Below are 12189 nucleotides of genomic sequence, written 5' to 3'. Positions count from 1 at the left end.
GGCGGTGCCGCGTCACCCGTAGATTACGGGGAAAAGCGTGGCAACAAGCAGCAGGGCCATGGTGATGTTGAAGGCGCGCAGGCGGGCGGGGTTGGTCAGGATCACGCGGATTTTCTGTCCCAGAACAGTCCATGTGGATACGGAAGGCAAGTTCACTGCACCAAAGATCACCGCCACCAGAAGGACCGCCCCCATGTCGCGCGTTGGCGCATAGGCGCTGATCGCGGTCAGTGCCATTGCCCAAGCCTTCGGGTTCACCCATTGAAAGGCCGAGGCCTGCAGGAACGTCATCGGCGTACCACCTGCCGTGCCGGTTCCGGGTTCCGAGGCGCGGGCGATTTTCCATGCGAGCCACAGCAGGTAAACTACGCTGCCCGCCTTCAGGATCGTGTAACTGACCGGGTAAAGGTCGAATAGCTGCATCAGCCCCGCGCCCACAAGTACCACCATCAGCGTGAAACCAAGCGCCACGCCCAGCATATGCGGGATCGTGCGGGCAAAACCAAAATTTGCACCTGATGCCATCAGCATCAGGTTGTTCGGCCCCGGCGTGATGGACGAGACGAAAGCAAAGGCGACAAGCGCAAAGAGGAGGTCGTAGGTCATACGGCGATTATTGTGCACAAGCAGCACTGAGAGATTGCAAAGTTGTACAATGATCCGATAAAACTGCAATTAATGGTGAAACTAGATCAAATAAACCAACGAATATTGCGTGAGTTGTCGAAAGACGGTCGCCTGCCCAACACCGAGCTTGCGGATCGTGTGGGGTTGTCGCCCTCGGCCTGCCTGCGGCGTGTGCAGGAGTTGGAGCGCAGCGGCGTGATCACCGGCTATCGGGCGGTGCTAGATCCGGTCGCGATGGGCGTGGGCTTTGTGGCCTATGTCACGGTTGGCCTGAACGATCACACCAAGGAAGCGCAGGAAGGGTTCGAACGGGCCGTCGCGCTGTATGATGAGGTGCGCGAGTGCCACAACATTACGGGCGCCGTCGAATATCTGCTGCGGGTCGAGGCCGAAGACCTGATCGCGTATAAACGCTTTCACACCGACAAGCTGGGCACGCTGCCACAGGTGCATCAATTGGTGACCCATGTGGTGATGGGCTCGCCCAAGGACGAACGGGCGTAAACGGGGTTGCTTGCTGGGGCCATCCCGTGCAAGAGGGTATATATTCCGAAACGCGAATACCTGACGGAGCCGCCATGACTCGCATTCTTGCCTTGATCCTGACCGCCGTGCTTGCCCTGACCACATCGCCCGCGCGCGCCAATGACGCGGCCATCGAAGGCATGCAGGAATACATGATGTTCTCTGAGTATGAATCCGGGATCATCCTGCCCGAGCAGATCGACGAGGACGTGTTTAACGCGGTCCTGTTCGTTGATGCCCGAGATGCCGAGCAGTTCGAGGCAGGCACCATTCCGGGTGCGGTGAATATCGAATGGCGCGAAGTTCTGGATCGGATCGACGAGATTCCAACCGATAAGAAGGTTGTGGTCTTCTGCAACACAGGCACGCTGTCGTCGCAGGCAAGCTTTGCCCTGCGCGTGGCCGGGCGCGACAATGTCGTGGTTTTGCAGACCGGGCGCAATGGTTGGATGGAAAACGCGGCCTACAAGCCCTAGGCCCCCCTTGCCCCTTGTCCGCCCCATGGGCTATTGAACCTCGAACGAAGAATTTAGTCGGAGGTCGCCATGGCTGGCCACTCAAAATGGGCAAACATCCAGCACCGTAAAGGTCGCCAGGACAAGCTGCGCTCGAAACTGTTTTCGAAACTCGCCAAAGAGATCACCGTGGCCGCCAAAATGGGCGACCCGGACCCGGACAAGAACCCGCGTCTGCGTCTGGCCGTGAAAGAGGCAAAGTCGCAATCCGTACCGAAAGACGTGATCGAACGCGCGATCAAGAAGTCGCAGGGCGGGGACGCCGAAAATTATGACGAGATCCGTTACGAGGGTTATGGCCCGAACGGTGTGGCCGTCATCGTCGAGACCATGACCGACAACAAAAACCGCACCGCCTCGACCGTGCGGTCGACCTTCACCAAGAACGGCGGCAATCTGGGCGAAACCGGTTCCGTGGGCTTCATGTTCGACCGTAAGGGCGAAGTGATCTATGGCGCCGAGGCGGGCGACGCGGACACCGTGATGGAAGCCGCGATCGAAGCGGGTGCCGAGGATTGCGAAAGCGACGAGAACGGCCACCGTATCGTCTGTGCCGACACCGACCTGAACGAGGTGTCGACCGCACTGGAAGCCGCGCTGGGCGAGTCGGAATCAACCAAGCTGATCTGGCAGCCGAACATCACGACCGAGCTGGACCTCGAGAACATGCAAAAGCTGATGAAGCTGGTGGATGCGCTTGAGGATGATGACGACGTGCAGCGCGTCACCACAAACTTCGAAGCCTCAGACGAGGTGATGGCGCAGCTGTAAGCGCGACCTCGGAAAGATTTCAGGCCCCGGCGCAGGTTCTCTGCGTCGGGGTCTCTTGTTTTTGGATCCAATCCGGTGTCTTGTCGCCCAATGAGCAGCGTACAGACATCACATCACCGTCCCGCACATGGGATCGCTTGGATGCTGTCCGCAGGCCTGTTCTTCGTGATGATGAACGCGCTGGTGAAATATGTGGGACAAGAACTGCCGTCCTCGCAGGCTGCGTTTTTGCGTTATGTTTTCGGGCTGATCTTTGTTCTGCCTGCGCTTGGGCAACTTGCCAAGGCGCGGTTCTCGGCACGGATTTGGCAGCTTTTTGTGGCGCGGGGCGTTGTGCATACGGGCGCGGTACTGTGCTGGTTCTACGCCATGACTCAGATCACAGTGGCCGAGGTTGTGGCGATGAACTACCTCACCCCGATCTATGTGATGCTGGGGGCCGCGGTTTTTCTGGGCGAAAGTTTCTCGACCCGTCGGATGCTGGCAGTTGCTGCGGCCTTTCTTGGGGTGCTGATCATTCTGCGTCCGGGGCTTCGCGAACTGGGCGCTGGGCATATCTCGATGGTGTTCACAGCAATCTTTCTGGGGATTTCGTATTTGATCGCCAAACGGTTGGCGCAAGACGCGTCAGCGGGTGTGGTGGTGGCAATGATGTCGATCACGGCAACCATCGGTTTGGTGCCCGCCGCGATCATGGTCTGGGTGCCGCCCAGCTTTGTGCAGATGGCATGGCTGGCCGTGGTCGCGTTCTTTGCGACAGCCGGCCACTATTCCATGTCCCGTGCCTTCGCGGAAGCACCCGTATCGGTCACCCAGCCGGTGACCTTCCTGCAAATCATCTGGGCCGCCGCAACCGGCGCAATCTTCTTTGCCGAACCGGTCGATTTTTGGGTGGTCGTTGGCGCAGGCGTGATCATGGCGGCGGTCACATACATCACGTGGCGCGAGACCGTTTTGAAACGCCGCGTGACCCCCAACCCGAACGAGCCGAAAACGTAAAAGGGCGCCCTCTGGGGACGCCCTTCGAAGTCGTTTTGGCGATGATCAGTCCGACCAGCTGACCCCTGTCAGATCATTCGCCTGCGTGGGTGCGTTTTCCCACAGCCCGTTGACTTTGGCATTGGCCACGCCGGTTTTCGCCAGCTGGAACAGATACCCATTCACATAGTCATCCGCGATGACTTGCTGAGCTTCTTTGTTCAGCTCGGCGCGCATGGCCGGGTCCGATGTGACCGAGAGTTTCTCGATCAGCGCTTGGAAACCCGCATTGTCATACTGGAAATAGTATTCCGGGCGGGCATAGATGTTGATGTCTGCTGGCTCGGTATGGCTGACGATGGTCAGGTCATAATCCTTGCCTTTGAACACCTGTTCGATCCACTGCGCCCATTCGAGGTTCGAGATCTCGGTGTTGATGCCGACGTTACGCAACTGGGCGGCGATGATCTCGCCCCCGCGGCGGGCATAGGCGGGGGGCGGTAGCATTAGGCGTAGGGTCAGGCCCTCGGCGCCAGCTTCCGCTAGAAGCGATTTCGACATCTCTGGATCAAATGCTGATTGACCGGTCAGATCCACATAATCCGGATTGTGCGGGGCGAAATGGGTGCCGATCGGCGTGCCATAGCCATGCATCGCGCCGTCGATAATGTCCTGACGGTTGATCGCATGGGCAATTGCCTTGCGCACACGGACATCGGCCAGCGGGCCGGACTTGTTGTTGGTGGACAGGATGGTCTCACCCTCGGTCGAGCCGACGATGACGGTGAAGCGCGGATCGGCCTCGAACTGGGCCAACGTTTCGGGCGCGGGGAAGTTCGGGAAGGCGTCAACATCACCGGCCATCATGGCCGCAAAGGCCGCATTCGGGTCCGAGATGAACTTGAACGTCGCTGTGGCCAGTGCAGGTGCGTCGCCCCAATAGGCGTCATTGCGCGCGATGGTCACGTGGTCACCCTTCGCCCATTCGACAAAGGTGAACGGGCCGGTGCCCACGGGGGCGGTCGCCGCATCACCGATGCTTTCAGGAGCGACGATCACCGCGTCGCCCCACGCCATGTTGAAGGCGAAATTTCCGTTGGGGGCTGACAGCTTCACCGCGACCGAGGTCGGGCTGACGGCTGTCACGCTTTCGATGTCTTTGAACAACGCTTTTTGCGCGTTGGTCGAATCTTCGGCACGCGCGCGATCCAGCGAGAAGACGACGTCATCGGCGTCCATCGTGGTGCCGTCATGGAAACTCACGCCCTCGCGCAGGGTGAACGTATAGGTCAGGCCGTCTTCGCTGACCTCCCACGCGCTGGCCAGTCCCGGCTGCACCGCGCCATCGGGGCCGAAACGGGTCAGGCCCTCGAAAATGTTGGCATAGACGACCTCGTCAATCGCGGCGGCGGCACCTGCGGTGGGGTCTAGATTTGGCGGCTCAAGCACCATGCCCAATGTGATCGCGTCAGTGCCCGCCAATGCGGTTGTCGCCATAAGCGCCCATGCGCCTGCTGTCAGTTTCAGGTTGGTCATCTTGATCCTCCTTACCCGTTCTGCGGGATATGCCCTATGAAACGCGGGATTTTGGGTCAAGGCAAGGGAAAGACGTCCCGTCATTCCCCTTTGAAATTCTGCGATGCAGCATTATAGTCCCTTCCACTGAAGACGATCAGGGAGGAGAAACCATGAGCGCCTCGGCCAAGATTAAAACACCGACTCCGTCGGATATTCGTGCCCGCAAAGGGGACACGCCTCTGGTTGTGCTGACCGCCTATGCGACCCCAACGGCCCAGATGATGGATACGCATTGCGACATCGTTCTGGTGGGGGACAGCGTGGGCATGGTGGTGCATGGGCTGCCCGACACGCTGGGCGTCACGATGGAGATGATGTGCCTGCATGGCGCCGCCGTGAAGCGTGGGCTTGAGCAGGCGATGATGGTCGTCGACATGCCGTTTGGGTCCTATGAAGAAAGCCCGGAACAAGCATTTCGCAACGCCGCACGCTTGATGCGCGAAACCGGCGCTGCAGCGGTGAAACTGGAAGGCGGCGTGTCGATGGAAGAAACCATCCGCTTCCTGACCAGCCGCTCGATCCCGGTCATGGCCCATGTGGGCCTGACCCCGCAGGCGATCAACACGCTGGGGGGCTATTCCGTTCAAGGCCGTGGCGAGGACCGCGATCGTGTCATGGCCGATGCCAAGGCGGTGGAAGATGCTGGCGCGTTTTCGGTCGTGCTGGAAAAAGTGCCGGAAAGTCTGGCCAACGAAATCACCGAAGCCGTGTCGATCCCGACCATCGGCATCGGCGCCTCGGCGCAATGTGACGGGCAGGTATTGGTTGTGGATGACATGCTGGGCCTGTTCACAGCGTTCAAGCCGAAATTTGCCAAACGCTATGCGGCTTTGGGCGTGGACGGCGAGAAAGCCATTGCCAAATATGCTCGAGAGGTGCGAGACCGCAGTTTCCCGGCGCCCGAGCACGTCTTTGCAGATGAGGTCAAAAAGAAATGAAGATCATTCGTTCCAAGGACGATCTGCGCACCTTGCGGCGCAGCTGGATTTTCAAAGGCGAGCGCGTGGCCGTGGTGCCCACGATGGGTGCACTGCATGCTGGACATCTGTCCTTGGTGGACGAGGCGAAGAAACACGCAGACCGCGTGATCGTCACGATCTTTGTGAACCCCAAGCAGTTCAACAATCCGGACGATCTGGACAAGTATCCCCGCACGGAAGAGGACGACGCCGCGAAGCTGGCGCCTTACGGGATTGATGCGCTTTACGTGCCAACCCCGGATCAGATCTATCCCGATGGCTTTGCCACCAATGTAAGCGTGTCGGGCCTGACCGAAGAGCTTGAGGGGGCACATCGCCCCGGCCATTTTGACGGCGTGGCGACGGTCGTGTCCAAATTGTTCCTGCAATCGCGCGCCGATGTGGCATGCTTCGGCCAGAAAGACTATCAGCAGATGCTTTTGGTCCGTCGCCTGTCGCGGGATCTGGACATCGAGACTGAAGTGATCGGTTGCCCCACAGTGCGCGAAGAGGATGGGTTGGCAATGTCGTCACGCAATGTGCGACTGACGGCTGAAGAACGCGCCATCGCGCCCGCCCTGAAAGCCGAGATGGACCGCGCCGCCGAAGCGATCCGCCGTGGCGCCGAGGTGCGCGTGGTGTTGGATAGCGCCAAGACGCAGATCGAACGCGCGGGTTATCAAAAGGTTGAGTATCTGGAACTGCGCGATGCCGAAAACTTGCAGCCTGTCAAAGACCTCTCTCGTCCGACGCGCCTGTTGGCGGCGGCGATGCTTGGGGATGTGCGGCTGATCGACAATATCGCGGTCTAAGACACGTCGACCTTCTTCAGGTTCCGAAAAGCAAAAAGGGCGGCCTGCGGGCCGCCCTTTTGTAATTTGTCTATGCCGCTTACAGCTGGCGCTCGACCATCATCTTCTTGATCGAGGCAATTGCCTTGGCCGGGTTCAGGCCTTTCGGGCAAGTCTTCGAGCAGTTCATGATTGTGTGGCAGCGGTACAGCTTGAAGGGGTCTTCCAGCTGGTCCAGACGCTCGCCAGTGGCTTCATCGCGCGAGTCGATGATCCAGCGGTAGGCATGCAGCAGCGCGGCTGGTCCGAGATAGCGGTCACCGTTCCACCAGTAGCTCGGGCACGAGGTCGAGCAGCTGGCGCACATAACGCATTCATACAGACCATCAAGCTTCTTGCGGTCCTCAATGGACTGCTTCCACTCTTTTGCTGGGCGGTTGGTCTTGGTTTCGAGCCACGGCATGATCGAGGCATGCTGGGCGTAGAAGTGCGTCAGGTCCGGGATCAGGTCTTTCACCACCGGCATGTGCGGTAGCGGATAGATCTTCACGTCGCCCTTGATCTCATCCATCCCGTAAATACAGGCCAGCGTGTTGATCCCGTCGATGTTCATCGCACAGGATCCACAGATGCCCTCACGGCACGAGCGGCGGAAGGTCAGGGTCGGATCAATCTCGTTCTTGATCTTGATCAGCGCGTCCAGAACCATCGGACCACATTTGTCCATGTCCAGGAAATAGGTGTCCACACGGGGGTTTTCGCCATCATCCGGGTTCCAGCGATAGATCTGGAACTTGCGGACATTGCTGGCACCCTCGGGCTTGGGCCATGTCTTACCGACGCGAACGGTCGAGTTCTTGGGGAGCTTGAATTGTACCATCTGGCGTCCTCCTTAGAACGTACGCGCTTTGGGCGCGATTTTCTTCAAAGCGATGCCGCCTTCGGCTTCGGTGGTCAGCGGATCAACGACGACCGGACGATAGGACAGGTCAACCTTGTTGCCATCCACGCGGCTGACTGTGTGAACACGCCACTTGTCGTCATTGCGTTCCGGGAAGTCCTCGTGCGCGTGGGCGCCGCGGCTTTCTTCGCGGGCTTCTGCGCCGTGGATCGTTGCCAGAGCGTTCGGCATCAGGTTGGCCAGTTCCAGCGTCTCCATCAGGTCCGAGTTCCAGATCAGCGAGCGATCGGTCACTGCCAGGTCGTCCATCTTGGCGGCCACAGCGGTCATCTTCTCGACGCCTTCCTTCATGGTTTTTGCGGTACGGAATACGGCAGCGTCAGCCTGCATCGTCTTTTGCATTTCCAGACGCAAGTCCGCGGTCGGAACCGCACCACTTGCGTTGCGCAGACCGTCGAAGCGATCAAATGCCGCGTCAACCGATGCCTGGTTCAGAACCGGGTTGGCGCTGTCTGCGTCTACAACCTTGCCTGCGCGGATCGCGGCGGCGCGGCCGAAGACCACAAGGTCGATCAGCGAGTTCGAGCCCAGACGGTTTGCACCGTGCACCGATGCGCAACCGGCTTCACCCACGGCCATCAGGCCGGGAACAACGCCAGTCGGATCATCCTTGGTCGGGTTCAGAACTTCCCCCCAATAATTGGTTGGGATGCCGCCCATGTTGTAGTGAACTGTCGGCAGAACCGGGATCGGCTCTTTGTTCACATCAACACCGGCGAAGATCTTGGCGCTTTCCGAAATGCCGGGCAGGCGTTCGGCCAGAGCCTCAGCAGGCAGGTGGTCAAGGTGCAGGAAGATGTGGTCACCTTCGGCGCCAACACCGCGGCCTTCGCGGATCTCCATCGTCATCGAGCGGGATACATAGTCGCGGGGCGCAAGGTCTTTATACTGGGGCGCATAACGCTCCATGAAACGCTCGCCTTCCGAGTTGACCAGATAGCCACCCTCGCCACGTGCACCTTCGGTGATCAGGCAGCCCGAACCGTAGATGCCGGTCGGGTGGAACTGAACGAATTCCATGTCCTGCAAGGCCAGACCCGCACGGGCCACCATGCCGCCACCGTCGCCGGTGCAGGTGTGGGCCGAAGTGGCCGAGAAATACGCACGGCCATAGCCGCCCGTGGCCAGCACAACCATCTTCGCGTTGAAGACGTGCATGGTGCCATCGTCCAGCTTCCAGCAAACGACGCCCTGACACTGACCGTCTTCCGACATGATCAGGTCGATGGCGAAGTATTCAACGTAGAATTCCGCGTTGTTCTTCAGCGACTGGCCGTAAAGCGTGTGCAGGATCGCGTGACCAGTACGGTCAGCGGCGGCACAGGTCCGCTGCACAGCGGGGCCTTCACCGAATTCGGTGGTGTGGCCACCGAATGGGCGCTGATAGATCTTGCCTTCTTCGGTCCGCGAAAACGGAACGCCATAGTGCTCCAGCTCGTACACCGCTTTGGGTGCCTCGCGGGCCAGGTATTCCATCGCATCCGTGTCGCCCAGCCAGTCCGAGCCTTTCACGGTGTCGTACATGTGCCACTGCCAGTTGTCCGGGCCCATGTTGGACAGGGACGCGGCGATGCCGCCCTGTGCTGCAACAGTATGCGAGCGGGTCGGGAAAACTTTGGTCACACAAGCGGTGCGCAGACCCTGTTCGGCCATGCCAAGCGTGGCCCGCAGACCAGCGCCACCGGCGCCGACCACGACCACGTCATATTCGTGTGTTTCGTATTCGTAAGCTGCCATTTTGGTTGCTCTCCGGTCTTAAAAGGCGATGCGGCCGAGGCCATAAAGGCCAATTGCCAGAACGGTGTAGGCCAGTGCGGTGCAAGCGACTACCAAGACCTTCTTGGTGACGCCGCGCGAGTAATCCTCGATCACGACCTGAATGCCGTGACGGAAGTGGACCATCGAGACGACGAAGGTCATGGCTGCGATGATCGCGGGGAAGGGGCGCTGGTAATAGGCAATGGCTTCTTCATAGGGCAGGCCAAGGGCGCAGCCGAATGTCAAAGCAAAGAGCGGCATCAGGATCAGAAGACCAACGGCCGAGATGGCCTGTCCCCAGAAGTGTTCTGTGCCAGAACCAGAAGAGCCCTTGCCCACGGCGCGTTTGCGGTCAGTCATATATTGCATAGCGGGCTCCTTACACGATCAGGGCGACGATGATCGCCAGAACGACGGACCCGACGATGACGCCAATGCCCATTTTCTCGGCAGTTTCGACGTTCAGGCCGATGCCGATGTCCCAGATCAGGTGACGCAGGCCGGACAATGCGTGATAGCAAAGTGCCCAAAGTGCCAGGAACATGACAACGTCCCCAACGAACGAGGTCATCAGACCGTTCACAACGTCATAATATCCTGCACCCAGAGATGCCGCGAAGAACCACCAAGCGACCAAGATCGCAGCACCCAGCAGGGCGACCCCAGTGATCCGGGCGAAGATCGAGGTGATGGAGGTCAGCTGCGGGCGGTATACTTGCAGATGCGGAGAAAGAGGACGGTTGCCTCTGTTCACGTCGGCCATGGCGGCCTCCTTCTGTCTGTTTCGACTTTGCGACAGGAATAACGCTTTTTGCGGCACTGAGTCACGCAAGAAGCGACCGGAAAGTCGGGAAATTTGCGCTAACGGGGGTGTTTTTGGGGGCTTGTGATCACAGTTTTCGGATATGTGATCACAGAATGGTATGCCATTGTATCCCGACATTAATGGTCGGGAAAGGCGCCCCGTCAGCAAGATTCCAACGGGAAATTGACGCGAGGGCACATACCGAGAGGCGGCGGAACGTCCGTGAAACGCCCCGCCACCGGATGTCTTACTTCGGCATCAGCGCCCAATAATCGAGGTCCAGCATAACCTCGGGCAGGTATTTGCCGTCGTCGCCTTTCAGCGCAAATTCCGGCGCGCCGTGTTTGACGGCGACCAGACGAAGGCGAACAGCACCGACACCGGGGGCATCCGTGTCGGCCTTGTCCAGAACCTCGGACCAAGCGCGGATCGTATCGCCCGAGAAGCAGGGGTTTGCGTGCGCCCCACCGTTCAGGCCTACGATCATCTGGGCGTTGGCCAGACCATTGAACGACAGCGCGCGCGCCATCGAGATCACGTGGCCGCCATAGATCAGGCGCTGACCATCGGGGCGGAACGTCGCGTCGAAATGCACCTTCGCGGTGTTCTGCCACAGGCGGGTCGCCATCATGTGTTCGGCTTCTTCGACGGTCACGCCGTCAACGTGGTCGATCTTTTCGCCGACCTCGTAATCGCCCCAGCGATGCGGTTCACCGGCGAGTGTGAAGTCGTAGTCCGCGAAGGACAGACCTTCGGGGATCGACAGGTCGCCCACCTCCAGCACACCTTTCAATTCAGGGATCACGGTTTCAGGGGCAGGGGCGTCCAGATCGCCTTTGCGCACCATGACCCAGCGGACATACTCCATCACCGGCTCGTCCATCTGGTTGAACCCGCGGGTCCGGACCCAAACAACGCCCGACTTCCCGTTCGAGTTCTGCTTCAGCCCGATCACCTCGGATTGCGAGCGCAGGGTATCGCCGGGATAGACGGGCTTCAGCCAGCGGCCTTCGGCATAACCAAGGTTGGCGACGGCGTTCAGCGAGATGTCGGGGACGGTTTTGCCGAACACCACGTGGAAGGCGATCAGGTCGTCGATAGGCGAGCCTTCCAGCCCGCACGCCCCCGCAAACTCGTCCGAGGAATAGAGCGCATGGCGGGCGGGATACAGCGCGTGATACAGCGCGCGTTCGCCTTCGGCCACGGTGCGCGGCACGGCGTGGTCGATCACGTCGCCCAGCTTGTAGTCTTCAAAGAAGCGTCCGGGATTGGTTTTGGCCATCAAAGCTCTCCAAGTGTCGAGGCGGGCGCAGGGGCGGCCCGCCGAATTTGTTTTAAGCGCGTAAGCCGGGCTACGCGCCGAACGGGGTCGGGCCGATCAGCCCGTGAATATAACCGATGATCGCCAGCAGGATGATCGAGGCCACGAAGAACATGGCGTCCTTGGCGATGGTGCCTTTCGGGTTTGGTTGCCAGTCGGGTTCCGCGCGGTTGATCACGAGGATCTCCAGCATGGCCCAAACTGTCAGCGCCCCGAACAGAATCATCGAGGCCAGATCAGGATTCACGATGATATGCGCCACGGCCCACAGGATGAAACCGGTCAGCATCGGGTGGCGCATTTTGTAAAACAGCGCGCCTTTCGACGGGCCGGGGCTGGTGAAATAGAGCGCGAACAGCACCATCAGGTTGTTCACGTGGCGCAGTGCGGGCGGATAGCTGTGCACGTCGAAACTTTCCGTCGCGCGATACCCGATTACCATGAGGACCACGCCGATCAGGATCACAAGAGCAGACACCCCCTTGGCCCGCGGCCCCATGTTGTCATGGGCACCGGGCAGGGCGCGTTTCCAGAAATGTCCGACATACCACAGGGCAAGTCCGGCGATCAGCAATGTCATGGCGAGGTTCCTTTAGAGGG

At 59.7% G+C, this 12189-nt stretch carries 14 protein-coding genes; 6 read left to right on the top strand and 8 right to left on the bottom strand.

Going from position 1 to position 12189, the window contains the following annotated elements; translation table 11 throughout:
* Positions 1-12: 12 nt before the first annotated feature.
* Positions 13-606, bottom strand: a complete 594-nt coding sequence (locus tag G0Q00_RS11055) for a LysE family translocator (protein ID WP_163039290.1) — start codon at positions 604-606, stop codon at positions 13-15.
* A 72-nt stretch (positions 607-678) separates the two neighbouring features.
* On the opposite strand from G0Q00_RS11055, the gene G0Q00_RS11050 reads away from it, so the two are divergent.
* The 4 genes from G0Q00_RS11050 to G0Q00_RS11035 all read left to right on the top strand — a co-directional run bounded on the left by G0Q00_RS11050 (position 679) and on the right by G0Q00_RS11035 (position 3437).
* Positions 679-1131, top strand: coding sequence for an Lrp/AsnC family transcriptional regulator (locus G0Q00_RS11050; RefSeq protein WP_163039288.1), 453 nt, complete (start codon positions 679-681; stop codon positions 1129-1131).
* 74 nt (positions 1132-1205) lie between these two features.
* Positions 1206-1628 carry a rhodanese-like domain-containing protein gene (locus G0Q00_RS11045; protein WP_163039286.1) on the top strand — a complete coding sequence of 141 codons (423 nt, stop codon included), beginning with the start codon at positions 1206-1208 and terminating at the stop codon, positions 1626-1628.
* A gap of 69 nt (positions 1629-1697) precedes the next feature.
* Positions 1698-2438, top strand: coding sequence for a YebC/PmpR family DNA-binding transcriptional regulator (locus tag G0Q00_RS11040; protein ID WP_163039284.1), 741 nt, complete (start codon positions 1698-1700; stop codon positions 2436-2438).
* Between the two features lie 90 nt (positions 2439-2528).
* Positions 2529-3437 (top strand): DMT family transporter, encoded by a 909-nt coding sequence (locus tag G0Q00_RS11035; RefSeq protein WP_163039282.1) that lies wholly within the window; start codon positions 2529-2531, stop codon positions 3435-3437.
* A 45-nt stretch (positions 3438-3482) separates the two neighbouring features.
* Here the strand turns inward: G0Q00_RS11035 and G0Q00_RS11030 are convergent, their stop codons facing one another.
* Positions 3483-4952 carry an ABC transporter substrate-binding protein gene (locus G0Q00_RS11030; RefSeq protein ID WP_163039280.1) on the bottom strand — a complete coding sequence of 490 codons (1470 nt, stop codon included), beginning with the start codon at positions 4950-4952 and terminating at the stop codon, positions 3483-3485.
* A gap of 152 nt (positions 4953-5104) precedes the next feature.
* Here G0Q00_RS11030 and panB point away from each other — a divergent pair, with 152 nt between their 5' ends.
* Entirely contained in the window at positions 5105-5932 is an 828-nt protein-coding gene (gene panB, locus G0Q00_RS11025) for a 3-methyl-2-oxobutanoate hydroxymethyltransferase (RefSeq protein WP_163039278.1), read from the top strand.
* Positions 5929-6765 carry a pantoate--beta-alanine ligase gene (panC, locus tag G0Q00_RS11020; RefSeq protein WP_163039276.1) on the top strand — a complete coding sequence of 279 codons (837 nt, stop codon included), beginning with the start codon at positions 5929-5931 and terminating at the stop codon, positions 6763-6765. Before panB ends, panC begins: the two co-directional genes overlap by 4 nt.
* A 79-nt stretch (positions 6766-6844) precedes the next feature.
* Here panC and G0Q00_RS11015 read toward each other — a convergent pair whose 3' ends face one another.
* The 6 genes from G0Q00_RS11015 to G0Q00_RS10990 form a co-directional block, all read right to left on the bottom strand.
* Complete coding sequence (locus tag G0Q00_RS11015) at positions 6845-7624, bottom strand: succinate dehydrogenase iron-sulfur subunit (RefSeq protein WP_108857227.1); 780 nt, start codon at positions 7622-7624, stop codon at positions 6845-6847.
* 12 nt (positions 7625-7636) lie between these two features.
* A complete protein-coding gene (gene sdhA, locus G0Q00_RS11010) occupies positions 7637-9442 on the bottom strand; it encodes a succinate dehydrogenase flavoprotein subunit (RefSeq protein WP_163039274.1) in 1806 nt (601 codons plus the stop codon).
* Positions 9443-9460: 18 nt separating this feature from the next.
* On the bottom strand, positions 9461-9832 hold the full coding sequence (gene sdhD, locus G0Q00_RS11005) for a succinate dehydrogenase, hydrophobic membrane anchor protein (protein ID WP_163039272.1): 372 nt from the start codon (positions 9830-9832) through the stop codon (positions 9461-9463).
* 10 nt (positions 9833-9842) lie between these two features.
* Positions 9843-10226: a succinate dehydrogenase, cytochrome b556 subunit gene (gene sdhC, locus G0Q00_RS11000; protein ID WP_163039270.1), complete on the bottom strand. Its 384-nt coding sequence runs from the start codon at positions 10224-10226 to the stop codon at positions 9843-9845.
* A gap of 289 nt (positions 10227-10515) precedes the next feature.
* Positions 10516-11550 (bottom strand): MaoC family dehydratase, encoded by a 1035-nt coding sequence (locus G0Q00_RS10995; protein WP_163039268.1) that lies wholly within the window; start codon positions 11548-11550, stop codon positions 10516-10518.
* Between the two features lie 70 nt (positions 11551-11620).
* The gene (locus G0Q00_RS10990) at positions 11621-12169 is read right to left on the bottom strand and encodes an NnrU family protein (protein WP_163039266.1); all 549 of its coding nucleotides are present in this window, start codon (positions 12167-12169) and stop codon (positions 11621-11623) included.
* Positions 12170-12189 lie beyond the last annotated feature (20 nt).

The sequence above is a fragment of the Aliiroseovarius sp. PrR006 genome, from assembly GCF_010500215.1.
In the GTDB taxonomy this organism is placed as follows: domain Bacteria; phylum Pseudomonadota; class Alphaproteobacteria; order Rhodobacterales; family Rhodobacteraceae; genus Aliiroseovarius.
This window is presented reverse-complemented; position numbering and strand designations above follow the sequence as displayed.